Source organism: Pseudomonas sp. SJZ078, assembly GCF_007828255.1.
Classification (GTDB): Bacteria; Pseudomonadota; Gammaproteobacteria; order Pseudomonadales; family Pseudomonadaceae; genus Aquipseudomonas.
In genome coordinates, this window is sequence record NZ_VIUG01000008.1 from 74873 (window position 1) to 97711 (window position 22839).

The following is a 22839-nucleotide window of genomic DNA, read 5'->3' on the forward strand; positions in this document are numbered from 1 at the left end:
GTATGACAGTTATGTGCACCTGTGACCTGTCGTCGCAGTTATTGTGGTTGTAGGAAATGTTCACGTCGAGACACATTTCGACACTTTCCTGAATGTGCCCGAAGGGTTAGGCTGCGCGTTCATTTCGCCAGCACCCAGACAATGCTCCAGCAATTTCTACACGACTTCGGCTATCTGGCCCTTTTCATCGGCACGTTCTTCGAAGGCGAAACCATCCTCGTGCTCGCAGGTTTTCTGGCGTTCCGTGGCTACATGGACATCAATCTCGTGGTAGTCGTGGCGTTCTGCGGCAGCTATGCGGGCGATCAGCTGTGGTATTTCCTGGGGCGCAAGCATGGGCGCAAGTTGCTGGCGCGCAAACCGCGCTGGCAATTGATGGGCGACCGCGCCCTGGAGCACATTCGCAGGCACCCGGATATCTGGGTCCTGAGCTTTCGCTTCGTCTATGGCCTGCGTACGGTGATGCCGGTGGCTATCGGCTTGTCAGGCTATCCGCCAGGACGCTACCTGCTGCTCAACGGCATTGGCGCGGCGATCTGGGCGACCGCCCTGGCTGCCGCCGCCTATCACTTCGGCGCGGTGCTCGAAGGCATGCTGGGCAGCATCAAGAAATATGAGTTGTGGGTACTCGGCGCGTTGCTGGTGCTGGGCCTGTGCCTGTGGTTGCGTCGACGGATCAAGAATGCGCGGCTGGCGAAAAAAGTCCTCGAAGCCGAGCGGCTGGAGCGAACCAAACCCGACGAACCTACGACGCCAACCGAGCAAGCCGGTTGCGACAGTAATAGAGCCCCATGACGCTGAGCAGGCTGTAGCTGAGCAAGCCGACCCAGGCTGCGGGGCCTGCCGGCCACACCCCGGCCAGCGGCGCCAGCCACACCAGTGGCAGGTTGGAGGCCAGTCGCAACAACTCCAACCTCAGCGCCCACGGGCGATTTTCCAGAATCATGCCCAATACGAACAGGCCGAACGCGACCGTCCCCCACCCCAATACCAGGGCGGCGACGGGCAGGCTGTTCTCCAGGTTCATCAAATAACTACCCAGCGCGATGTAGAGGCAGAATTGCAGCGCCACGTAGCCCTGCTGGCGTCCATCCAACGGCACTTCGAATTTGCGGAACCGGCTCAGGTCCGGCTTGTTCAGCGGGTAACTCGCCGCCACATCTGCGGGTCGCCACCCCGTTGGCATGAACCAGATCCGCAGCTTGTCCCACCAGCGTCCGGCCCGTCGGGCATCTGTCCATAACTGCACATAGAACTGCAGATTGGCCCACAACGGGTTCCAACTCGCCAGCGGCGTAGTCACGCCAAAAATCACCGGCTCGCGGTCGTCTTCCTCCTGGAAGGTGCCAAACAGACGATCCCAAATAATGAACACCCCGCCGTAGTTGCGATCCATGTAAAGAGGGTTCTGCGCATGGTGAGCACGATGATTGGACGGCGTGACGAAGTACCACTCCAACCAGCCAAGCTTGGGGATGTGCTGGGTGTGGACCCAGAACTGGTACAGCAGGTTCAGCGCCGCGACACTGACGAACACCGTCAGCGGTACGCCCAGCACAGCCAGCGGCAGGTAGAACACCCAGCTCAACAGGAACCCGGTACTGGTCTGGCGCAGCGCCGTGGAGAGGTTGTAGTCCTCGCTCTGGTGATGCACCGAATGAGCCGCCCAGAGGATGTTGCGCTCATGACCCATGCGATGCAGCCAGTAGTAGCAGAAGTCATAGAACACGAAGGCGAACACCCAGACCCAAGCCTGGTCGGCAGGCAGCCGGGCAACAGCCAGATGTTCCAGGGCAAAGGCGTAGGTCACCAACCCCACGCCCTTCGTCAACAAACCGGTAGTGGTCGACAGCACGCCGGTGCTCAGGCTGTTGATCGCATCGGCCATGCGGTAATGACTCACGCCACGCCAGCGGTCGGCCAGCAACTCGACGGCGATCAACACGAAGAAGAACGGTACGGCATACAGAATGAAATTCATGATGCGACCCGGACAGGAGATAGTCGGCAGATTAGGTTTAGCCGCCGGATAACCCTATGGCAACGAGTGACAAATTAGTGGACATTTAACGCCATGAATCTGGAGAAAAACCCATGAGCAAAAAAGTTGCAGTGATCCTTTCCGGCTGTGGCGTGTACGACGGCGCCGAGATCCACGAAAGCGTGATCACCCTGCTGCGCCTGGACCAACGCGGTGCACAGGTCCAGTGCTTCGCCCCCAACATCGCCCAACTGCACGTGATCAATCACCTGACCGGTGAAGAAATGCCCGAAAGCCGCAACGTACTGGTGGAGTCGGCGCGGATCGCCCGCGGTAACGTGAAGGACTTGCGTGAAGCCAGGGTCGAGGATTTCGACGCCCTGATCGTACCTGGCGGTTTCGGTTCGGCGAAGAACCTCTCCAGCTTTGCCGTCGAAGGCGCGGATTGCACCGTCCACCCCGAACTCCTGGCACTGACAGAGGCCTTCGCGGAGGCCGGCAAGCCGGTGGGGCTGATCTGCATTTCCCCGGCCCTGGCGGCGAAAATCTATGGCCTCGGCGTAACCTGCACCATCGGTACGGATGTCGACACTGCGGCTGCGGTGACCAAAATGGGTGGCACCCATGAAGACTGCGCCGTCACCGACATCGTCGAAGACCGCGCGCGCAGGCTGGTCAGCACTCCAGCCTACATGCTGGCGCAAAACATCAGCGAAGCGGCGTCGGGAATCAATAAGCTGGTGGATCGGATACTCGAGCTGACCCACGAAAACGATGCCTGACAACCTTTGTGGGGGCGGGCTTGCTCGCGAATTCGTCGGTTCAGCTGGCATATTTGTTAACTGACAGACCGCATTCGCGAGCAAGCCCGCTCCCACAGGAGACGGTACTCAGGTCATCCGGCTCAAACGCGTAAGGATCCGATCCAACGCATTGGCGAACCCCTGCTTGTCCCGCTCGCTGTAGGCCGCAGGGCCGCCGCCCATCTGGCCCTGCTCACGCAAATTGGTGAACAGGTTGCGCACCGCCAGCCGATCCCCCATGTTCTGCGCGTTGAACTCCTTGCCCCGCGGGTCCAGGGCTGCGACGCCCTTTTTCACCAGCCGGTCGGCCAGGGGCACATCGCTGCAGATCACCAGCTCACCCGGCCCCGCGTGCTCCACCAGATAATCATCCGCAGCATCAGGGCCGCTGGGGACTACGATCAACTTGACGCAAGCCAGGCTGGGCTTGATCTGCGGCTGCCCAGCCACCAGCACGACCTCGAACCGGCGTTTCAAGGCGAACTTGACCACCAGTTCCTTCGCCGCCTTGGGACAGGCGTCAGCGTCGATCCAGACACGCATCAGGAAACCTGGACCCTGCGCTTCTCTGTCATCCAACTACGGCCATACAACACGACAATTGCCAGGATCGCGATCACTTGAGCGGTCAGCGAATAGGCATCGGCGTGAATACCCAGCCAGTCGAAATCGAAGAACGCCACCGGGCGGGTGCCGAAGATCCCGGCTTCCTGCAGAGCCTTCACACCATGCCCGGCGAAGACCACCGACAGCGCGCACAGCAACGCGGCGTTGATGCTGAAGAACAGCGCCAACGGCAGTCGTGCCGAACCGCGCAGAATCACCCAGGCCAGTCCGACCAGCAGCACCAGCGCCGTCGCGCCACCGGCCAGTACGGCGTCATGCCCGGCGGGACCGGCTTGCAGCCACAGGGTTTCGTAGAACAGGATCACTTCGAACAGTTCGCGATAGACCGAGAAGAACGCCAGTACGGCGAAGCCGAAACGGCCACCACCACCGACCAGGCTACTCTTGATGTAATCCTGCCAGGCCGCCGCGTGACGGCGGTCGTGCATCCACACTCCCAACCACAGCACCATCACACTGGCGAACAACGCCGTTGCACCCTCCAGCAATTCACGCTGGGAACCGCTGACGTCAATCACATAGGCTGCCAGGCCCCAGGTCGCCAGGCCGGCCAGCAACGCCAGGCCCCAACCCGCGTTGACGCTGCGAACTGCCGATTCCTGGCCGGTGTTGCGCAGGAACGCCAGGATCGCCGCCAGCACCAGGATCGCCTCCAGCCCTTCGCGCAACAGAATCAACAAACCGGAGATGTAGCTCAGCGACCAACTCAGGCCATCTCCGCCCAACAGTCCCGCCGACGCCTTCAGCTTGGCCTTGGCCGCATCCAGGCGTTGTTCGGCCTGCTCCACCGGCAAGCCGTCCTGCAGGGACTGACGGTAAGCCATCAGGGCTTTTTCGGTGTCCTTGCGCACAGCGGCATCGACGTTATCCAACGAGCTTTCCACCAGCTCGAAACCTTCCAGATAGGCCGCTACCGACAGGTCATAGGCCTGGTCGTGATCACCGGCACGATAGGCCGCGATGCTTTTATCCAGGGTGGCGGCGGTGTAGTCGAGCAACTGCGCCGGGCCACGCTGCACCTGCGGCGGCTGGGCACGCTGGGCGCGGAACGTTGCGGCCGCGGCCGGGCCTTGGGCGGCGAGCACTTCAGCGGGGGTCTGGCGGGCCAGGTCGGCGAGGTTGAAGGTCTGCTCGCTTTTGGCCGCCGCCGGGTCCGCACTGAAGCCGGCGATAAAGGCAGCCAGGTCCCAGCGCTGACGCTCATCGAGCTGATCGGCGAAGGCCGGCATGTCGGTCCCTTCGATGCCCATGCCGAGGGTGTTGTAGATCGCGTAGAGGCTCAGGTGATCGAGACGCCGACCGTCGCGCAGGTTGGAAGGCGCCGGCTCCAGGCCGACACCGGCGGGGCCGTCCCCGGCGCCGCTGTCACCGTGGCACACCGAGCAGTTCTGGGCATACAACGGCGCACCGCGGGTCGGGTCCGGGGTAATGACCGGTGCCTGGCTGACTTCATAGGCCACCGCCAGCTTCGCCCCCAGTTGACGTGCCAGGCGGGCGACGTCGCCGCCGTCCTGATGCTGGGTGATCGCTTGGCGCAAGGCGCTGATGCCCTGCGTGAGCTCCACCTTTTCCGGCTTGGCTGGCAGCGCAACGACCAGCCCTTCCAGCACCTGGGTAAATTCCAGCTGCTCGCGATACTCGGACTCGTCTATGACCTTGCCCGCTTCGACGGTTTCCGGGTAATCCGCCCCGATGTAATCCAGCAAGTGCAGCGCCTGGGGAGCGCCCTCAACGGTGTTGGCCAGCAATGGATTGCTGCACAGGGCAAGCAACGGCAGCGCTAGCCAGGCCAGAAAACGAAGCGGGGCAATCATGAATGACTCTCAATTGGAAATAAGAAGTAACACATTGTTCACTTACCCAGGCTTTGGCTCAAGTGCGAATGTGCTGCAGTGGCACATTTTCATCGGATTTTCATGCTTTGGAAGTGATGTCACAAAAACTGCATTTAAAGATCAAAAAGACATGATTGAATCGCATCCATCAATGGCTGCCACCCGCGGCCATCCGCCGTTCTCTCGTTCAGCGGTGCCGGAGGCGGTAAGGCCTGTACCAGCTTCAGGACATTGCCGATTTGCCGCGTGTAGGCACGAACCTCGTCGAGCCCTTCTACCAATGGCAGGGCGATACCAGTGGCGCTTTCAAAGGCCTCGATCGTCGGAACGACGCCGAGCTTGCCACGAAACACCGGGATGCCGAGCCCCGGCATCAACAAGCCCACCAACAGGCGTGGATCGCGGCGGCTGACACTCAGGCCAACACTGGCGAGCGCCGCGGCCACGCCAATGACCTGGCCGGCCGTTGCCAACAGCGACAGGCGTTTATTGGATTCGCCATCGAAAAAAATCGCCCGATACCGAAAGTAGTCACTGAATACCTCCCGCTCGTCCAGGGCTGCATTCATGAACCAGGCGCGAGAATCGTGGACATGCTCATCGAACAACCGCATCAGCTCCCACGCCTCATCATCGCGAGGCACAAGGTCCTCACCGAACCAACGCGTCACTTCCCGATTGCCGGCCCGGCGCAGGTCACGGTATTCCTCGGCCTCATCCTGCTCGTTGAGCAAGTACACCAGGCCGCCTACCGAGGCGTTGATGAGGCGACCTTGACTCAGGCCTGAACCGAAGGGATTCAGATTCCACTCAGGCACGTAGTCGCGGCGGAAATCCAGCATGGCACCATGCAGCTGATGTTGATCCAGGCTCGGTTCGAATGTTTTGGCCGTATTGAGCGCTATCTCACCCACACCAGTCCGTTGTTCGTATGCACGCTTCAGGGCCAAATGACGTTCATGATCAGCAGGTACGGCGCAAGGCTCCTTGCCGGCGCGCAGGGCAGTGTCTTCCTCCCGTTGTCGCCGGTGCAGGGCGGCAAAGGCCGAACGTTCCTCTTCACTCATGTCCTTGCCCTGCACATGGGCCCAGGCCGAGGTCGTGCGAAAGAGAAAATTGGCATAGCGGCTGATTCGCCATCCGGTGATCAAGCCGGCCTCCCGGGCCATCACTTCTTCGAGCGGCCCATTGTCCTGGGCATCGAGCCAGATGTTGAAGCGACGGACCAGTGTTGGAGAGATGTCGAAAGCATCGTATGTCGCGCCGTCCATGACCAACCACGGCCAGCGCTCTTTCTGTTCCTCGCTGAGGGCATCGGCCGGTGCCTGCAAGGGGGCGCCGACCTGATAGGCCTCATGAAACATGTGCTGCAGGGGCAACTGGGATAACAGCTCGTGATTGCCTCCCAATGCCTTGCCCTGGTCACCCGGTGGATACCCCCCTCCAACATCCGAATGCACACCCGGGTAGAGGTATTCAAATGTGCCCGCGCGATAGGTGGAGGGACAATCGGGATCGTCGGGCTCGGCTTTTCGACGGATCGAATCCAAGGGAAAACTGCCCCGCTGCTCATGGGCTGCGACCAGGTGCACGCAACGCTCCAGGAATACCTGCGACTCGGGCAGCCGCAACGAACCGTCAGCCCAGCCCATGTGTCCGCTGACAAAGGGCGCCAGGTACGCCATGCCCACCGACGCCACCGTGTCGAACAGGCCGAGGAATCCGATGCTGATGGGCACACCGGCGAACAGGTAACAGGTTTCGCCGTTCACCTCGACTTCGGTCAGTTGATGCAACCACTGGGTAAATGTCCGGGCCTGGGCGGCGCCACGGGAAAAGCCATAGACATACAGGCGCAAGGCATTGATCCGAGGGATCGAGCGACTGGCGTGCAAACGCTCCACGGTCTCGCGCAAAGCTATCAATGGCCCTTCCAGGGCAGCACGCCTACGAGCTTTCCCGGTATTGAGTGCATCGCCCAAGCAACTGCCCATCTGCCGGCCCCAGGCAAAGGCCTGCGCCGGTTCCAGGTGCGACTCGCCACAGTGGCGACGCAAGGCATCGATCAGCCGCGTCAGGCCCCAATTGATGCGATTTTCTCCACCGCGAGCCGCCACCAGCCCCATAGCGTCAGGTTCAAACTCACCGACTTCGGGAAACTCGGTACCGACACCCTGCATGTAATAGGCATAGAAACCCGCCTCATTGGCCCGGCTTTGCTCCAAACCGGCGCCGCCACCCAGGCTGGCGTGATACAGGCGCGCCACGTTGCTGGTGGTCGGCGGGGAGTTCCGCTTGTCTGTGGGTTCATGGTTATTGGTGCCGTCAAAACACAACGTGATATGCAATACGTCCATGCAGGGCGGGCCGGAATAGGGAACGTTCGCCGCCCTGCAAGCCGTCCTGGAGATTTCCGCGGCTTCAATCAGCGCCCTCTGCTGTTCAACCTGATTGCGCAAAACGTCTTCAGGCGTTCGCGGCAACATGCCCTCCTGGGTAAAGAATGGCGTGGCGGCCAGGGCCTGTGACGCATTTTTCAAGGTGCCGGACATGGCGACAGTGCCTCCTCCATCCTGCGGGGGAAAACGAAGGGATAACCGGACTTGCCTGGCAACATTTCCACTGCGGACACGGCCACTTGATCACAAGGCAGGAAATGCACGTCAACCACCCCGAGCCGCTCGTAGGGGGCTACCTCAGCCCAGACGCTGTGCCGGCTATAGCCGGCCCGATGGGCTTTCATCCGCGTCCGCCATTCATCGGTGTGCCGTCGCTCCGGCCAACCGCCATAAGCATGGGGCGCCGGATCCTTCTCCCATTCCACCCACACCTTCAGCCCCGGACGCCATTGAGCGGGCATCCCAACGCAACAGTTCTGCTTGCCGCCACCGCCATAAGGCCCGATGCCCGGCCCACCGTTGCGGTTGACGCTGAAGTGATGAATGGCCGCTGAAGTGTGGTTATAGCCTTCGATGGGCGTACCGATCAGGCTGGTTTGCGCAGGCATGCAACCGCAAAGAGTACTGACGAGCGACAACCTCCATGCCCCTGGCCCCGTCATTGGTTGATACCTCGCCCACCCTTCGCCAGGGCGGCGCAATCGACGAGCCACTCCTGGAGGAACTGCTCCCGCGCCACTCCCGTCAGCTGCTGACGGTCTGCATCGACATGAACGCGAAAAGCCTGATAGATGAGCGTCTCGAACGAATCGAAACCGTAGGTGCCTGGAAGGATTTGCTGTCGGGTACACCATAGTTGCGCGTCACCGAGGGCGCCCACTCCGGTGACTTGCTCATCGCTCAACCGCAACACCGGCGCGTCCCGCCCCGCTTCCCTCTGTCGGACATCGAGTCCCGCCATCTGGCAGGCCTTGCCATCGCGGTCGATCCATTGCCAACTGATGACGCCCTCATGGAGCATCTTGAGCTGGTCGGGATCAAGCAGCTCGCACAAGCATCTGAACAGGCGAGTGTCGTAGTAACGCAGTACACCGCTTCTGTGGCCCTGGGCCCATTCGGCCTGGGTGCACCGTCCCAGGCGTTCGCCAAGGGCATCGAACGACCAGCGGCTGAACAGCGCCAGCACCCGCGAATGGCGGTAGCACCTCTGGATGAAGTCCGTCAGCCACGGCTGCTGCGCGGTATTGAAGAGCAATACCCGCACCAGCACCGGCCCCTGGTCAGCGAAGGCTCGTTCGGGGGAGTCCTGGAGCAGAAGCCGGTAGCGCGGCGACGGCACAAGCTCGTTCAAGTGTCGCAACAGCGGATAGTCGAACAACGCGCAGTCGACCAGCAGGTCCACATGAGGGAGGCCGCAGGTCTTGGCCTGAGCACATAGATGTTGCAGCCATTGCAGGGCAGTTGGGAACATGATCATCCTTGAGAGTTGAACCGCTCAGAAGCGGATAGCCAAACCTTTGGCCTGGGCTTGGGCCTGTAGAAAGCAGCGTTTGCACAGCACGCCGATCGGCAAGGGTGAGCTACCCGCTGGCGGCCCGGTCGCGCCTTGGCTTATCGCGGTGAGGTCAGTCAAAGTGCCTGTGCGTCCGGCCACCGGCTCACCGGCTTCACCCGGCCGGCGGGCTGGTTTGTACCGCAGAGTCGCTCCGGGCCCCGGACCACCGCCTTGCTCGATGGGAATGCTGCTGAAAATACCGTCGGCACCAATGCGCAGGAAATGCCCACCCCCCTCCAAAGTCAGCTGCGTTCCGGACTTGACTGTCAGCGCCCCCGCGCATTCGAGTTGAAGGACCTGTCCGGCGCGAATCACCAGGGTCTCGCCGGCCTGCGCATGGAGGCTGCCGTTGATGTTGAGAAAATCGTCGGCATCGAGTTGCGTCACGCGATGCCCTCCAACGGTGTGGTGCTCCTCGCCCCGAACTTCGCTGTAGCGCTGTCCCGCCAGGGTAATGCGCTGGTCGCGTCCGATTTCCAACACATGGTCATTGCGCACATTGGCGAACAGGTCGCGTTCGGCCCGCAGATAAATCCGTTCAGCCCCCTTTCGGTCTTCGATGTGCAATTCGTTGCTGCCGCCCCCTCCCGGCAAACTCCGACTCTTGAAGACACTGCGGGTGTCGTTGACGGGTAACCCATGGGGTACCGGGTTGGCCTGGTTCGGCACGCAACCGGTGATCAGCGGTTGATCGGGATCGCCCGCCAGGAAGGTGACCACGACCTCCATGCCGACCCGGGGGATCAACTGGGTGCCGAAGCCATCCCCCGCCCACCCCGTGGCGACCCGCACCCAGCAGCTGCTCCGCTCCGGGTTGCCTTCGGCACGGTCCCAATGAAAGCGGACCTTGACCCTGCCATACTCATCGCAATGAATCTCGCTGCCTTGCGGGCCGCTGACCGTGGCCGTTTCACTGACCAGCAACGGCCGGCGATGCCTCACGGACGGGCGATAGAATACGTCCCACGGAATCGCCTTGAACCGGTTGCCATAGCCCTGCTCCAGCGAGCGCTCTTCCACATTGCCAATGGCTTCTTCAAGGACCTGGGGTTGCGAGCCTTCATGCCTGAGCCAGGTGAGTAGCCAGCGCTGGTTCCAGCAAACCCGCCCATGGTTCTTCAGCCTCATGAAATGCCCGCTTACCAGGGCCGGCTGGTTGCTGGCACCTTCGGCGACGCAGGTGTCCCTTTGTCGGCGTTGCAGGACCCGCTGGGCCGTCAGTCGGCCGTGGGCCAATGTCAGGAAACGCCCTTGCGCGCAGGCATAATCCTCGCGATCCGGCTGCGCCCCCTCTTCGCCAAAAGGATAGTGTCCGGCGGCACCTTCCAGGGTCAGGCGAGGCTTTTCGAAATCATGGTCACGCCGGGTTACCCGGCTGGTGGCACCCCGTACCCGAACGGAGAAGGCCCTGATCGTGGGCTCGTCGGCGACCATCGCACCGTCAGGCACGAACGGTGTGGGTGGTAGGCTCCTGAACCTGGACTGGTCATCACCCACGACGAGAACATGCTGCTGCGGCCCATGCTCGAAGTGATAATGCCAACCCTCTTCCTCACACAGGCGCTGGATAAAGGCCAGGTCACTTTCTTCGTACTGGGTGCAATAGTCACGCGGCGGATATTCCGTGGGGCCCAGTTGAAAACGAAAGGCATCTTCCAGCAGACCATGCAACTTGAGCACCTCGGTGATGATCTGGCGAACGGTCCGCCGCTGGAAGATTCGCCGATTGAAAGCCAGGTCGAGACTGCTCAGGCGCGGCATCAGCGTCGCGTGATAGTGGGTCAGCCGCCGTCCAGACTCACCCACGGCGAAATCCGCGATCTGCCCGTGGATGCCATTGCCCAGCGTATCGAAGGCCAGGAAGGCGGGACGATGCAGAAACCGCTCGAGCGCCAGCTCGGCGTGCTCGCTGACGAGCCTGATCCTGAATTCAAAAGGCCGACTGATGGCCTCCGTGCCCTCGAAGGCAAGGACATCGAACTCATCGGGCTGGCTGTCGATCGTCAGCCTGAACTGGGCTGTGGAGAAGGCGGGCATTGGCGGTCACCGGATGAACGAGAGTGCCCCATGATCGAAAAACCAACGCAGATCGTATGCAGCCCCAATCCGAACACCTCATAGGCAAATTCCCCGCGCCCCCCCATCTCGGTCTGTCAGAAAAGGTGGTTTTGTAGGCTGATACCTACTCGCAACACACAAAAAATGTGGGAGCGGGCTTGCTCGCGAATGCGGTATGTCAATCAAAGTATCCCTGACTGATACACCGCATTCGCGAACAAGCCCGCTCCCACACTGTTTTTCTTATGAAGTACCAGCGTTTACACGGCAGCTTTGCGAATCGTCGCCAGCAGACCCGCCGCGCCAATGAACAATCCGGCAAAGGTCCGGTTCATCCGCCGTTGCTGCTTCGGAGTGCGTAACAGGCGCAGGACTTTGGCGGCCAGCCCGGTGTAGCCGGCCATGACGATGAGGTCGACGCAAATCATGGTCACGCCCAGGATCAGGTACTGCTTGACCAGCGGGGCATGGGGGTCGATGAACTGCGGCAGTACTGCCAGCATGAACACCAGTGCCTTGGGATTGCTGATGTTCACCAGGAAGCCACGGAACATCAGTGCCAACGGCTTGCCGATGGGGCGCGGGGAGGCGTCGTCGCTGATCTCGCCGGGAATGGCTCGCCACTGCTTGATGCCCAGGTACACCAGGTAGGCGACCCCGAACCATTTGATCGCATAGAACGCCGTGGCCGAGGTAGAGAGGATCGCGCCGACGCCAGCAGCGACAATCACAATCTGCAATGCCAGGCCCAACTGCAGGCCCAGGGCATTCCAGTAGCCACGCCAGAAACCGTACTGCAGACCGCTGGACATCGATGCGATGGCACCGGCGCCCGGCGAAAGACTGATCACCCAACAAGCGGCGAAAAACGCCAGCCATGTTTGCAGCACCATTGCACACCTCGGCTCGGACTCATCGAACTGGCTACGCTAATGCGACTATCGGATAAACGCCATGAATTTTTACCTCGCCGCCAAAGCGTCAAGCTTGAACAACCACTCATGGAAATGCGGGCAGTTCAGACGCATGGCATCTAACCCGATCTCACAAGCGATCAAGGGGCCGTGAAATGTTTTTTGGTATTCGGGCATCGCCTTGGATATACGCCTGGAGGGTGCAGTCTGTGGACTGTTGTTGATGTCTTCCGGTGTCTGATAGCCACTGGCGATCGATTTGAGGACCGGTACAACCGTTGAGTCATCCGTCCATTCTGCAAACTTATCAGCGTCTGCGAAGAGAAGTGCTTCGAACTCATGCACCATCAAGTTGGGAATGAAGTTCTTTTCCCCAATATCGATCGCCAGCTGGGCTTCCAGAAAACAAGCCTTTTGGCGACCTGTACCCGCAATCGGAAAATCGGCAGACGCCAAGCCGGGAAAATCACCGGGCAATGCATAGAGATCAAACATTGTGGTGACCTGCGCAGCATGATGCTCCCGACATAAGCGAGTCACTTGATGTTTGACTTTTCCATAGCTGACGACGCCCCCCTTATTGCCGGGGCTTGTGCTGATGATGATTGGCGTAAGAAAAACACCAAATGCCCAATAATGAGGAGCCAGCAACTCGTTGACGAAGGCCTCTTCCGTTTGCCCTTCTACAAGAAGAACGACTCGACTCATCGGCTCGGCCTCCCGCCCAATATGTTCTTCTTCCAAAGTTCACCAAGACTGAACTCTTCCAACCATGCGCTCAGAGCGGCGGTATCCAATCGCTTGAACGTCGAGGCACCACCGACCTTGTCTACGACGATCAAATCCTCAGCGTCGAACTGATCAACGAGCTCTACTGACTGCGTCGAAATAATGAGCTGGTGTTTCTGGGAAACCGACTTCATCAGGCCACCCAGCGCAACGATGGCAAAGGGATGCAGCCCCAGCTCCGGCTCATCAATCAGAATGGCTGAGGGCATGAACTCCTCAGGCTGCAGCAACACGCTTGCCAGGCAGATGAAGCGTAACGTGCCATCAGACAAAGCGGCTGCGGTGAAAGGGATGTCCTGGCCGACTTCTGTCCATTCAAGCTGTATCTTTTCCTTGTTATCAACCGTTGGGCGCAGATAAAAGTCACCAAAGAACGGAGCCACCATCTGAACGGCCTTCACGATGCGCTTGTAGTGCGTTTCGTTATGGTTCTTCAAGCGATATAAAAACGCGGCCAGATTTCGCGCATCATCGCGCAAATACTCATTATCGTTGATGCCATGGACTTGCTTCACAAGGGCGCTGGAGCCCGTGTCGTGGAAATGATAGATACGCCAGCTTCTGATAGCGGGAACGACATGTCTGTAGATCTGCGTCTTGGACTTTTGCTCAGCTGCGTATGACTCAAAATGGCCGGATCTGGCACGCCAGTCACCGCTAACGTTCCACCACAGTGCCTCATGGCTGAACATCATGCGGTTATCTTGAGTGGGCTTGAGCTTGAATTTATAACCGTTATTGCCGAAGTACAGTTCCGCACAAAGTTCTTCGGTCTTTTTTCGACCGAAATGAAGCAAGGCATCAGGACCTCCGGCAGCCCCTACCGAGAGTTGCAACTGCTCATCCAGAATGCGGCTAATCAAGCGAAAGAAACCAATGAAATTGGATTTCCCTGCACCATTCGCACCGATAAGCACATTGAGCTTGCCTAATTCGATATCGCATTCGGCGATGGACTTGTAACCCTTGAGGGTCAGCCTCGATAGCTGATCCGAATCGTAAACTTTCTTAACCATCCTAGCCTCCCGATACGGTGCATTCGACGAGAAAATCCATCAGTGCCTGCCTGAACAGTAGCGGTATCAAACACCGGCTCAGCTTGAAAGTTTGTTTCAAACACTGACAAAAGAGGGTAGCGGTATCGAGGCAGTCTACTCGACGAACCCACCCACCGGAAAAGCCTCACTGCCACGCCACCGCCGGACCGATCGCTGGAAGAACAGGCTGTTGGGCACTTGCACCATGGAGCTGCCGGTGCCGAGTTCCTCAGGCTCGATCAAGGTGGTGTAAAGCAGGTTGATCGCGACCACCCGTCCTTTGATGCCGGGCTTGTCGGTCGCCTCTACCAGCTCGACCACGTCGCCCAGGCGAAATGGCCCGACGGTGTAGATCAGGACGGCGCACAGCAGGTTCGACAATACGCTCCAGATGGCGAAAAACGCCACGGCCGCCACCGCGACGAAGCCGGAAATCGCGGTCCACAATACCGTGGCCGACACCCCCAGGCGTTCGAGCACCACCAGCACCGCGCTGCCCATGATCAGCCAGCGCAGCACGCCGCGCAGAACGATTAACAGGTGAGGCGGAAACGGGTAGCGCTCACCGAGTCTCGTGAGCCCACGCGCCACGATACGCTGCATCACATAACCGGCCAGCAGGATCAGCAGGACTTGCACACCGAGCCAGAGCGGCTCGATCCACATGACCGGGATGGGCAAGGTCAACGCTTCCATCAGGACAGCGCCTCCAGCTCCGCTTGCAGGGTTTCCAACAACTCCAGGGCTTGCATCCACGCCTCCTCAAGCTCCGCCTCCCGAACTTTCAACCGGGCCTGTTCGGCCAACAGGTCGCGCAGTTCATCCTTGCGCGCTGCCTCGTAGAGACCACTGTCGCCGAGGCGGGTTTCGATTTGATGCAGTTTTTCATGCAGCTTGCCCAGCTCGGACTCGAGCCTGTCGGCCTCGCGCTTGTGCGGCGCCAGCTGCTGTCTCAGGGCGGCGGCGGCCTGGCGCTGAGCTTTCTTGTCGGTCTTGTCCGGGTTCACCGGCGTACTGCTGACCGGCGCATTGCGCTGACGGTAGTCCACCAGCCAGCGTGCGTAGTCTTCGAGATCGCCGTCGAACTCTTCGACCTTACCGTCGGCCACCAGAAAGAAATTGTCCGTGGTGCTCTTGAGCAGATGTCGATCGTGAGACACCACCAGTACCGCTCCACTGAACTCCTGCAAGGCCATGGTGAGGGCCAGGCGCATTTCCAGGTCCAAGTGGTTGGTCGGTTCGTCGAGCAAGAGCAGGTTGGGCTTCTCCCAGGCGATCAAGGCCAGCGCCAGGCGCGCCTTCTCGCCACCGGAGAAATTCAGCACCGGCTCGTCGATGCGCGCGCCACGGAAGTCAAAACCGCCGAGGAAGTCACGCAAGGTCTGCTCGCGTTCGGTCGGCGCCAGGCGCTGCAAGTGCAGCAACGGGCTGGCCTTGGCATCGAGGGAATCCAGCTGGTGCTGGGCGAAGTAGCCGACCACGGTGTTCTCGCCGCGGGTCAGGCGTCCGGCCAAGGGCTGGAGTTCACCGGAGAGATTCTTGATCAGGGTTGATTTACCGGCCCCGTTGGGGCCCAGCAAACCGATCCGCGCACCGGGTGTCAGCTGCAGCTTGACCTTCTCCAGCACGGTCTTGTCGCCATAACCCAGTCGCGCATCGGACAGGTCGATCAGCGGGCTGGAGATCTTGGTGGACTCGCGGAAGACGAAATCGAATGGCGAATCGACGTGGGCCGCGGACAGCTCCTCCATCCGTTCCAGCGCCTTGATTCGGCTCTGGGCCTGACGGGCCTTGGTGGCCTGGGCCTTGAAGCGGGCGATGTAGCTTTCCATGTGCGCACGCTGCGCCTGCTGCTTCTCATAGGCCTGCTGTTGCTGGGCCAGGCGCTCGGCACGGGCGCGCTCGAAAGCCGTATAGCCGCCGCGATACAGGACGAGCTTGCGCTGATCGACGTGGGCCACGTGGTCCACCACCGCGTCGAGAAAATCACGGTCGTGGGAAATCAGCAGCAGAGTACCCGGGTAGCTCTTGAGCCAGTCCTCGAGCCAGATGATGGCGTCGAGGTCCAAGTGGTTGGTCGGCTCGTCGAGCAGCAGCAGATCCGAGGGGCACATCAAGGCCTGGGCCAGATTCAGGCGCATCCGCCAGCCACCGGAGAAATCCCCGACCTGACGGTCCATCTGTTCGTTGGTAAACCCCAGGCCAGCGAGCAATTTGCGGGCGCGGGCATCGGCGGTATAACCGTCGGCGCTGTCGAGCTCCGAATGCAACCGGGCCAGGGCGCCGCCGTCGTGGGCCGCTTCGGCGACAGCCAGGTCGCGTTGAACCTGACGCAGGCGTATATCGCCGTCGAGCACGTAGTCCACCGCCAGGCGTTCGAGGGTATCGACCTCCTGGCGCATATGGGCAATACGCCAGTCGGCGGGCAGCGAGCAATCACCGGAGTCCGGGTGAAGCTCACCCCGCAACAAGGCGAACAGGCTCGATTTGCCGGCGCCGTTGGCACCGATGAGGCCGGCTTTGTGGCCGGCGTGCAGGGTCAGCTCGGCGTCTTCTAGCAGACGTTGCGGGCCACGCTGTAAAGTCAGGTTCTGAAGTCGGATCATAATGGCGGCGGAGTCTACCAGCTTCGCTCGCAACTGGCGCGAGTAGCACGATGTCCTCTGACCTGTGGAATTTCTCCCTCGACCTCTATGCCCGGCCCGGCGTAGAGCAGACCTGCCTGGCATTGCAGGAGGCCGGCGCGAGCGTCTGCCTCCTGCTTTGCGGCCTGTGGCTGGAACAGCGCGGCGTGGCTTGCGATCAACAAAGACTGCAACAGCTTCGGCAGTTGGCGGAGCCTTGGGATAAAGAAGTGGTCCAGCCGCTACGGACGCTTCGCAGCCAATGGAAAGCGGATGCCGTTCAAGACCCGGACCTTATGCACTTGCGCGAGCAGGTCAAGAAACTGGAGCTGGAAGCCGAACGGTGTTTGTTGGAGCGACTGGAAGTCATGGCTGCAAATTGGCCTGGGGGCCAACAGAACGCTTCAGCGCGATGGCTGCAAGAGCTGGCGGCGAGTACCGAACCTGCGGACCACGACGCGCTGCATCAGTTGCGCGTCGCGGTCTCCAGCACTTAGGAAGCGCTGGTTGGGGTGCTGGCGCTCGGCGTAACGGCGGCTGGGCTGACCGTCGAAGCCGGGGTACTGGCGGCTGGAGCCGGGGTCGCTGTCGGGGCCGACGATGCAGGCTTGGCGGCTGGCGCAGTCGCGGGTTTGGCAGCGGCTGGCTTGGCGGCGGATTTGGCCGCAGCGGGTTTAGTCGCAGTCTTGGCGGGCGCTTTGGCAGCGGCTGGCTTGGCAGCTACAGCAGGTTTGGCGGCAGCGGTTTTCGTCGCCGCTGGTTTGGCAACTGGCTTCGCTGCGACAGCTTTTGCAGGCGCTTTGGCGGCAGGCTTGGCAGCCGCAGTTTTCGACGCGGCGGGTTTGGCGGCGACTGCTTTTTTAGCGACCGGTTTCACAACAGCTTTCGCAGCAGGTTTGGCGGCCGCTGTTTTTGCAACGGGCTTGGCGGCAGCTTTGACAACCGGTTTTTTAGCCGCTGGTTTAGCAGCGCTGGCAGCGACCGGTTTAGCCGCAGGCTTACTCGCTGCTTTGGCCGGTGCTTTCGCGGCAGGCTTGGCAGTTGCCTTGGCCGGTGCTTTTGCCACAACGGGTTTAGCTACCGGTTTCTTGGCCGATACAGCGACAGGCTTGGCAGCACGAAGCGTCAGCGCCTTGCCGGCAGCCTCCTGCACACGACCCACACCCTGGGCCAGCTTCAGGCTTTCCTGGGCATCACGCTTGAGTTGCAGGATGTAGGCGCGGGTTTCGGATTGACGATCCTTCAAGGCATCGAGCAGGTCTTCGAGTTCTTTCACGACGTCCTTGGCCTTGGCTTGTGCCTTGGCCTTGCCGGCGGTAGCTGCGTCTTGCAGTTTGGTACGCGACTTGTGCAGTTTTTCCTGCGCCTTGCCGCGTTGTTTTTCCAGTTTGGCGAGCAGTTTTTCAGCATCAGCCAGGGCTTGGGAGCAGGCGCTTTCCAAATGTTCGAGCAAGGCGCCCGAGAGTTGTTGGAGCAAGTGCAACGGAGTGTTTACAGGCTTCTTGGGGGCCGACATGGTTTACCTCCTGACTGACGTGAGTGCGGCTCATACTAGACCTCTGCTGCAACCGCCGCTAGGGCATGTTGACAGTACACAAGACGTTGCGTTGCAAGACACAAAAAATCTTCTGCGCCATTGCCGGAGCAATCTCACTTCGCGGCAATCGTCGCAGGCATAATTCCTCCATTCGAGCCCGGAGAGCACACATGTCGCGTCACCTGTTTTTCCTCCTGTGCATGGTTTGCTCAACGGTCCAGGCCGTTGAAAAAACCAGCGCAAGCGATGCCCACGACCTGGCCTACAGCCTGGGCGCGAGCCTGGGTGAACGCCTGCGCCAGGACGTGCCCGACCTGCAGATCCAGGCATTGGTCGAAGGCCTGCAACAGGCCTACCTGGGCAAGCCGCTGGCGCTCAAGGATGAACGCATCGAACAGATCCTGGCCAAGCATCAGGCACAGCTCACTGCGCAATCGACGACACCACAGATTGAAGTGGCGCTGAAGACGGAGCAAAAATTTCTCAACGAGGAAAGAAACCGGCCAGGTGTGAAACAGTTGGAAGACGGCATCCTGCTGACTGAACTCAAGCCAGGCCATGGCGCGAAAGCCGGTCCCCACGGCAAGGTCCAGGTGCTGTATACCGGTCGACTGCCCGACGGCAGCGTGTTCGACGCCAACCGCCAGGCGCAGTGGTTCAATCTCGACAGCGTGATCGATGGTTGGCGCAGCGCGTTACCGCAAATGCCCGTAGGCGCGAAATGGCGATTGGTGATTCCTTCGACCCAGGCCTATGGTGCCGAAGGTGCCGGGGATGTGATTCCCCCGTTCACGCCACTGGTGTTCGAGATCGAGCTGCTGGGTGTGACGAGCTGACATCGCCCGAACGAAAAACGGTGCGCAATGCGCACCGTTTTTTTTCCAGAGAAACCATCAAGCCTGAACGGCCGCCTCTTCCTTATGGGCGTTGTGCAACACTTCGATCAGGCAGTCCTCCAGCTCGAACCGCTCGTGCAGAAGTCCACCCAGCTCCTTGAATTTTTCCGCTACGCATTTGCCTTCATCGCAAAGGTCGTTGAATGCCAACAGCTTTTCGGTAATAACGTCGATGCGCGGGTAGATCTGTTCGGCGAGCTCCAGGCCACGCTTGTCGTTGAAGGCCTTGGCCTCGCCGGTAAGTTGCTCGTAGATCTCGAAATGCCCGGCAGAGACATAGTCCACCAGCACACCGCAGAATTCCTGCAACGGCTTACGGCTTTCACCCAACGCTTCAGGTTTGTCACCGAGAGCATCATAGGCCCGAACCAGTTCGTGACGCTCCTGCAACCAGCGGTCGATCAGCAGATGCACCCCACCCCATCGTTCCTGAGCATTCTGACAACTTTCGAGCATGGCGATTTCTTCCCTTGTGAGTCATGCCCCTCGCAGCCTGCATACACCTTGATGATTCATGGCAAGCCGGACACAACATGATCGAGCGGCATAATTCCAATGATACGTGCGGGCCAGATTATGCTCGCACGACAGCCGCTTCAAGGTACGCAGGCGACAAAGTTCATACAAGTGTTTAATCCGTTACCCGGACGAATTGCGACGTCTTGTCGCCCAGCGGTCGAATCAGAGCGGTCCAGACAAGGCGAAGCAGCAAGTAGGTCATTGCAATGGATATGGCGAGAAAAAACAGCAGGCTCCATTCGGGGATGCTCAGGTCGAACAATGTCCAGGTGACACCCGCACAATCGACCGCGCCATCGAGAACCTGTCGCATGGCACTCCACCATGAACCCGCGCCCTTCACTTGGGTCAGGCAATCGGGCGAATGGCTTTGCAACAGAACCTGACGCCAGGCCAGGGCCATTCCTCCGGACACGGAAACCAGTCCCGTCACACCGTAGAGAATGCTGCCCTTTCGACCCGGGCCATGCACGCAGGCTGCGAGACCATTCACCAGGAACAGCACCAGGCACAAACGCTGCAGGACACACAGGCTGCAAGGCGTCAGTCCGACCGCGTACTCCAGATAGCTGGCGATGCCCAAAGCCAGGGCCGCGGCGGCGGAAGCCATGAAAAACAAGAAGCGAGAGCAAGCCAAAGACATGGCGGTTCCGTAACAGAAGAGACAAGCAGTTACGGTAGAGGAAAGCCCTCCGGCCTTTCAAGGCAGGCCCGCGCAGACACTTCACCAAGGGTGTAGGGAATTCCCGACAGAGACGAGGGGATTTCGCGCAACCCCCTGTAGGACTTTCCCGAATACATCATTTGGGCCTTGAACCGGACGGCGATCAGCGACTGTCCTCTTGGCAAGACCACCGCGAACCGCAGAGCTTTGTCAGTACTCCTTAACTGGATAATACCTGGGCTGGAACCGGCAACGGTGCAGCGAGCAAGCGCTCATCCAGCAGTCCCAAGCCCTCCTGGAACAACTGGTTGCTGCGCTCGGCATCGCCCAGTTGTGCCAGGAGTCTCGCCAGTTCGGCACAGGCTTCGGGATTGCGCTGGATCCGCAAGCTACCTTCCAGATAATCCCGTGCCTTGCCCCAGAGGCTGTTTTGCAAACACAAGCGGCCCAACGTCAACAGCAGGCTGGAATCGGCCGGATGATCCTTGAGCCAGTCCTCGGCCGCTTGCAGTTGTCGAGCCGGATCATTGCCGCGGACCAGCCCGTACAGGCGCGCCAAGTGGCTGTCGTAGTGACGCTTGAGCGCGGCGCGCAATACTTCCTCGGCCTCGCCCTGCGCGCCCAGCTGTCGCAGCTGTTCGGCATAAGCCAGCACCAGCGCCGGCTCCTGGCGCTGCGCGGACGTCAGTTGTTGCCAGGCGCGGTTGAGCGACTGCAAGCCGACGCTGCCGTCCTCTTCACGATGGGCCGCCAGGGAGAGGTTTTCACCCCAGGCCCGGCGTTCCAGCTCAGCCAGTTCGGCCGCCGGCAGTACCTTGTCCTTGCGCAGTTCCGGCAACAGGCGAATCACCGCCGACCAATCGCCGCGCTGCTGATGCAGCCGTTGCAACTGGCGCAGGACCTGGACGTTATGGGGATGACGATCATGCATGGCTTGCAGCGTGACCAAGGCGCCGTCGGTGTCGCCCCGGTCCATCTGCAACTGCGCGTGGCTCAGTGCAATGGCCAGCTCCGCCTGGGGCTGGCGCTCCAGGGCGCGCTCCAGGAGGTTGTCGCTCTGTTCGTAAAGACCTTGTTCGTTGGCCGCGCGGGCCGCGCCGAGGTAATACAGCAATGGCTGGCGCTCGGCTTCCGCGGCACGATGCAAATGCCGTTGGGCACTGGCCCAGCGACCTTCGGCAAGGTCCAGTTGCCCGTGTTCGATCGCCACTTGCACGCGTCGACTACGATTGCGCCGCGACCACGGGTTGACCACGCCGCCGGAAGTGGTCACCAGGCCGATCAAGGCGCGCACTGCCCGCCACAAGAGCCAGAGCACCGCCACCAACGCCAGGGTGACCCAAAGGCCCGCTTCGTAGCGGAAGTTCTTGTACGCTACCAGCACGTAACCCGAATGCTCGGAAATCGCCACGCCCAACAGGGCGGCGGCAGCGATGACCACAAATAGAATCACGTAGAGACGCTTCATGGCGTGGCCCCCTGCTCAGCAGGCTTGGCCAGCGGCTTGACCGACTCCTCGGCATTCAGGTTACGGCGCTCCAGATAGGCCTGGACGCTGCTCAGGGTCGCGGTCAGGTCCGGTGTAACCACCGTCACCGGCTGTTTGGCCAGTTCGGCCACTCGCTCGAGCATGACTTTGCTCTGCGGGTTGTCCTGGTTGAAGTTGTTCTTCAGTACATCACGGGCCTCGTCCAACGCCTGGGTATACACCGGCGCCTGCCCGTTGAGAGCCGCCCATTGCGCCTGCTCCAGCGCCAGGCTCAAGGCCAGGCGCACCTGCATCAGGCTCTGCCCGGCCAGCAGCGGGCGGACATTCTCGTCGGCATTGAAGTCGATGCGGATATAGCGCGAGATCTGATCCCACCACTGCGCCCAGCGGCTGGCTCCATCGCCATCGGCCGTCAGGCCCAGCAGGGATTCGCCGCGATCCTTGTACTCCGGCGCCAGCTCCGTGAGTTGCAGCACTTGCTCACGCAGGGCTCCCAACTGCAGGAACAGCCCAGTGCGATCCGGCTGCTCGGTACTGCGCAGCGCCGCGAGCGTCTTGGCCAGCTGCTCGCGGGCAGCGAACGACCCCGGGTCATTCTGCTCCCGCAGGATTTCGTCGGCACCCTGGACCAGGGCCTGGGCACTGCTGATGTCTTGCAGGGCGGACAGGCGCAGGCTGGCAAGGCGCAACAGATGCTCGGCCTCGGCCAACCGCCAGTCCTTGCGGCTGGCACCGAGCACGGTTTCCAGACGCTGGCTCAGGTGCTGCTGGTCGCCTTGCAACTGCGCGACCTGACGCCGTCGCTCCTCCAGCTCTTCGGCCGCCGGCATCTGTGCGAGGCGCTCGCTGAGGCGTTGCTCATTGAGCTTGAGATTCTGGGCCTGATCATTCAGTGCCTGGACCTGGGCGGATTGTTGCTGGTTGTTGGCCTGCAGGTGACGCACCTGCCAGACACCCCAGCCGCCAACGGCCACGCCAGCGACCCCCAGCAACAATGCAACAATGGCCAACCCGTTACCGCGACGCGGCGCCACCGGTACCGGGGTTTCCACCGGCGTATCGATCACGGGCCGGTCTTGATCTTTTGGCAAGGCTGTTTCGCTCACGTATCC

21 protein-coding genes are annotated in these 22839 nt (G+C 60.8%); 4 read left to right on the forward strand and 17 right to left on the reverse strand.

Features of this window, described 5'->3' with window-relative positions; genetic code table 11:
- Nucleotides 1-141: 141 nt before the first annotated feature.
- The gene (locus FBY02_RS10065; protein ID WP_144926743.1) at nt 142-795 is read left to right on the forward strand and encodes a DedA family protein; all 654 of its coding nucleotides are present in this window, start codon (nt 142-144) and stop codon (nt 793-795) included.
- Here FBY02_RS10065 and FBY02_RS10070 read toward each other — a convergent pair.
- Nucleotides 746-1981, reverse strand: a complete 1236-nt coding sequence (locus tag FBY02_RS10070; protein ID WP_144926746.1) for a sterol desaturase family protein — start codon at nt 1979-1981, stop codon at nt 746-748. The two genes, FBY02_RS10065 and FBY02_RS10070, sit on opposite strands and share 50 nt — an antisense overlap.
- Before the next feature lie 113 nt (nt 1982-2094).
- On the opposite strand from FBY02_RS10070, the gene elbB reads away from it, so the two are divergent.
- Nucleotides 2095-2763, forward strand: coding sequence for an isoprenoid biosynthesis glyoxalase ElbB (gene elbB / locus FBY02_RS10075; RefSeq protein ID WP_144926750.1), 669 nt, complete (start codon nt 2095-2097; stop codon nt 2761-2763).
- Between the two features lie 108 nt (nt 2764-2871).
- On the opposite strand, the gene FBY02_RS10080 is transcribed toward elbB, so the two are convergent.
- From FBY02_RS10080 to abc-f, 11 genes are all read right to left on the reverse strand, one after another.
- Nucleotides 2872-3327: a YaiI/YqxD family protein gene (locus tag FBY02_RS10080; RefSeq protein ID WP_144926754.1), complete on the reverse strand. Its 456-nt coding sequence runs from the start codon at nt 3325-3327 to the stop codon at nt 2872-2874.
- The gene (locus FBY02_RS10085) at nt 3327-5225 is read right to left on the reverse strand and encodes an FTR1 family protein (protein ID WP_144926756.1); all 1899 of its coding nucleotides are present in this window, start codon (nt 5223-5225) and stop codon (nt 3327-3329) included. The genes FBY02_RS10080 and FBY02_RS10085 overlap by 1 nt, the downstream gene beginning before the upstream one ends.
- Before the next feature lie 134 nt (nt 5226-5359).
- Complete coding sequence (locus FBY02_RS10090) at nt 5360-7798, reverse strand: DUF2235 domain-containing protein (RefSeq protein WP_256662508.1); 2439 nt, start codon at nt 7796-7798, stop codon at nt 5360-5362.
- Nucleotides 7783-8253 carry a DUF3304 domain-containing protein gene (locus FBY02_RS10095; protein ID WP_256662509.1) on the reverse strand — a complete coding sequence of 157 codons (471 nt, stop codon included), beginning with the start codon at nt 8251-8253 and terminating at the stop codon, nt 7783-7785. Before FBY02_RS10095 ends, FBY02_RS10090 begins: the two co-directional genes overlap by 16 nt.
- A 50-nt stretch (nt 8254-8303) precedes the next feature.
- Nucleotides 8304-9116 (reverse strand): DUF4123 domain-containing protein, encoded by an 813-nt coding sequence (locus FBY02_RS10100; protein WP_178115358.1) that lies wholly within the window; start codon nt 9114-9116, stop codon nt 8304-8306.
- 24 nt (nt 9117-9140) lie between these two features.
- Nucleotides 9141-11237 carry a type VI secretion system tip protein TssI/VgrG gene (tssI, locus tag FBY02_RS10105; RefSeq protein WP_144926764.1) on the reverse strand — a complete coding sequence of 699 codons (2097 nt, stop codon included), beginning with the start codon at nt 11235-11237 and terminating at the stop codon, nt 9141-9143.
- Between the two features lie 281 nt (nt 11238-11518).
- Nucleotides 11519-12151 (reverse strand): homoserine/homoserine lactone efflux protein, encoded by a 633-nt coding sequence (rhtB, locus tag FBY02_RS10110; protein ID WP_144926767.1) that lies wholly within the window; start codon nt 12149-12151, stop codon nt 11519-11521.
- A gap of 69 nt (nt 12152-12220) precedes the next feature.
- A complete protein-coding gene (locus FBY02_RS10115) occupies nt 12221-12880 on the reverse strand; it encodes a DUF4276 family protein (protein WP_144926770.1) in 660 nt (219 codons plus the stop codon).
- A complete protein-coding gene (locus FBY02_RS10120) occupies nt 12877-13977 on the reverse strand; it encodes an AAA family ATPase (protein ID WP_144926773.1) in 1101 nt (366 codons plus the stop codon). The genes FBY02_RS10115 and FBY02_RS10120 overlap by 4 nt, the downstream gene beginning before the upstream one ends.
- A 135-nt stretch (nt 13978-14112) precedes the next feature.
- Nucleotides 14113-14694, reverse strand: coding sequence for a mechanosensitive ion channel family protein (locus tag FBY02_RS10125; RefSeq protein ID WP_144926776.1), 582 nt, complete (start codon nt 14692-14694; stop codon nt 14113-14115).
- Complete coding sequence (gene abc-f, locus FBY02_RS10130; RefSeq protein WP_144926779.1) at nt 14694-16604, reverse strand: ribosomal protection-like ABC-F family protein; 1911 nt, start codon at nt 16602-16604, stop codon at nt 14694-14696. Before abc-f ends, FBY02_RS10125 begins: the two co-directional genes overlap by 1 nt.
- A 50-nt stretch (nt 16605-16654) precedes the next feature.
- On the opposite strand from abc-f, the gene FBY02_RS10135 reads away from it, so the two are divergent.
- Nucleotides 16655-17119 carry a TIGR02444 family protein gene (locus FBY02_RS10135; RefSeq protein ID WP_144926782.1) on the forward strand — a complete coding sequence of 155 codons (465 nt, stop codon included), beginning with the start codon at nt 16655-16657 and terminating at the stop codon, nt 17117-17119.
- Here FBY02_RS10135 and FBY02_RS10140 read toward each other — a convergent pair.
- Nucleotides 17116-18138, reverse strand: coding sequence for an AlgP family protein (locus FBY02_RS10140; protein ID WP_144926785.1), 1023 nt, complete (start codon nt 18136-18138; stop codon nt 17116-17118). The genes FBY02_RS10135 and FBY02_RS10140 overlap by 4 nt on opposite strands.
- A 191-nt stretch (nt 18139-18329) precedes the next feature.
- Here FBY02_RS10140 and FBY02_RS10145 point away from each other — a divergent pair, with 191 nt between their 5' ends.
- Nucleotides 18330-18995, forward strand: coding sequence for an FKBP-type peptidyl-prolyl cis-trans isomerase (locus FBY02_RS10145; RefSeq protein WP_144926787.1), 666 nt, complete (start codon nt 18330-18332; stop codon nt 18993-18995).
- 57 nt (nt 18996-19052) lie between these two features.
- Here the strand turns inward: FBY02_RS10145 and FBY02_RS10150 are convergent, their stop codons facing one another.
- The 4 genes from FBY02_RS10150 to FBY02_RS28365 all read right to left on the reverse strand — a co-directional run bounded on the left by FBY02_RS10150 (nt 19053) and on the right by FBY02_RS28365 (nt 22833).
- Nucleotides 19053-19511, reverse strand: a complete 459-nt coding sequence (locus FBY02_RS10150; RefSeq protein WP_041022643.1) for an Rsd/AlgQ family anti-sigma factor — start codon at nt 19509-19511, stop codon at nt 19053-19055.
- 175 nt (nt 19512-19686) lie between these two features.
- Complete coding sequence (locus FBY02_RS10155; protein WP_144926790.1) at nt 19687-20217, reverse strand: disulfide bond formation protein B; 531 nt, start codon at nt 20215-20217, stop codon at nt 19687-19689.
- A gap of 241 nt (nt 20218-20458) precedes the next feature.
- Nucleotides 20459-21706, reverse strand: a complete 1248-nt coding sequence (locus tag FBY02_RS10160) for a heme biosynthesis protein HemY (protein WP_144926793.1) — start codon at nt 21704-21706, stop codon at nt 20459-20461.
- A complete protein-coding gene (locus FBY02_RS28365) occupies nt 21703-22833 on the reverse strand; it encodes a uroporphyrinogen-III C-methyltransferase (protein WP_256662511.1) in 1131 nt (376 codons plus the stop codon). The genes FBY02_RS10160 and FBY02_RS28365 overlap by 4 nt, the downstream gene beginning before the upstream one ends.
- Nucleotides 22834-22839: the final 6 nt, after the last annotated feature.

Excerpts from the sequence above, each read along its gene's own strand:
- FBY02_RS10065 (WP_144926743.1), top strand. The coding sequence starts at position 142 with ATGCTCCAGCAATTTCTACACGACTTCGGCTATCTGGCCCTTTTCATC.
- FBY02_RS10070 (WP_144926746.1), bottom strand. The coding sequence starts at position 1,981 with ATGAATTTCATTCTGTATGCCGTACCGTTCTTCTTCGTGTTGATCGCC.
- elbB (WP_144926750.1), top strand. The coding sequence starts at position 2,095 with ATGAGCAAAAAAGTTGCAGTGATCCTTTCCGGCTGTGGCGTGTACGAC.
- FBY02_RS10080 (WP_144926754.1), bottom strand. The coding sequence starts at position 3,327 with ATGCGTGTCTGGATCGACGCTGACGCCTGTCCCAAGGCGGCGAAGGAA.
- FBY02_RS10085 (WP_144926756.1), bottom strand. The coding sequence starts at position 5,225 with ATGATTGCCCCGCTTCGTTTTCTGGCCTGGCTAGCGCTGCCGTTGCTT.
- FBY02_RS10090 (WP_256662508.1), bottom strand. The coding sequence starts at position 7,798 with ATGTCCGGCACCTTGAAAAATGCGTCACAGGCCCTGGCCGCCACGCCA.
- FBY02_RS10095 (WP_256662509.1), bottom strand. The coding sequence starts at position 8,253 with ATGCCTGCGCAAACCAGCCTGATCGGTACGCCCATCGAAGGCTATAAC.
- FBY02_RS10100 (WP_178115358.1), bottom strand. The coding sequence starts at position 9,116 with ATGTTCCCAACTGCCCTGCAATGGCTGCAACATCTATGTGCTCAGGCC.
- tssI (WP_144926764.1), bottom strand. The coding sequence starts at position 11,237 with ATGCCCGCCTTCTCCACAGCCCAGTTCAGGCTGACGATCGACAGCCAG.
- rhtB (WP_144926767.1), bottom strand. The coding sequence starts at position 12,151 with ATGGTGCTGCAAACATGGCTGGCGTTTTTCGCCGCTTGTTGGGTGATC.
- FBY02_RS10115 (WP_144926770.1), bottom strand. The coding sequence starts at position 12,880 with ATGAGTCGAGTCGTTCTTCTTGTAGAAGGGCAAACGGAAGAGGCCTTC.
- FBY02_RS10120 (WP_144926773.1), bottom strand. The coding sequence starts at position 13,977 with ATGGTTAAGAAAGTTTACGATTCGGATCAGCTATCGAGGCTGACCCTC.
- FBY02_RS10125 (WP_144926776.1), bottom strand. The coding sequence starts at position 14,694 with ATGGAAGCGTTGACCTTGCCCATCCCGGTCATGTGGATCGAGCCGCTC.
- abc-f (WP_144926779.1), bottom strand. The coding sequence starts at position 16,604 with ATGATCCGACTTCAGAACCTGACTTTACAGCGTGGCCCGCAACGTCTG.
- FBY02_RS10135 (WP_144926782.1), top strand. The coding sequence starts at position 16,655 with ATGTCCTCTGACCTGTGGAATTTCTCCCTCGACCTCTATGCCCGGCCC.
- FBY02_RS10140 (WP_144926785.1), bottom strand. The coding sequence starts at position 18,138 with ATGTCGGCCCCCAAGAAGCCTGTAAACACTCCGTTGCACTTGCTCCAA.
- FBY02_RS10145 (WP_144926787.1), top strand. The coding sequence starts at position 18,330 with ATGTCGCGTCACCTGTTTTTCCTCCTGTGCATGGTTTGCTCAACGGTC.
- FBY02_RS10150 (WP_041022643.1), bottom strand. The coding sequence starts at position 19,511 with ATGCTCGAAAGTTGTCAGAATGCTCAGGAACGATGGGGTGGGGTGCAT.
- FBY02_RS10155 (WP_144926790.1), bottom strand. The coding sequence starts at position 20,217 with ATGTCTTTGGCTTGCTCTCGCTTCTTGTTTTTCATGGCTTCCGCCGCC.
- FBY02_RS10160 (WP_144926793.1), bottom strand. The coding sequence starts at position 21,706 with ATGAAGCGTCTCTACGTGATTCTATTTGTGGTCATCGCTGCCGCCGCC.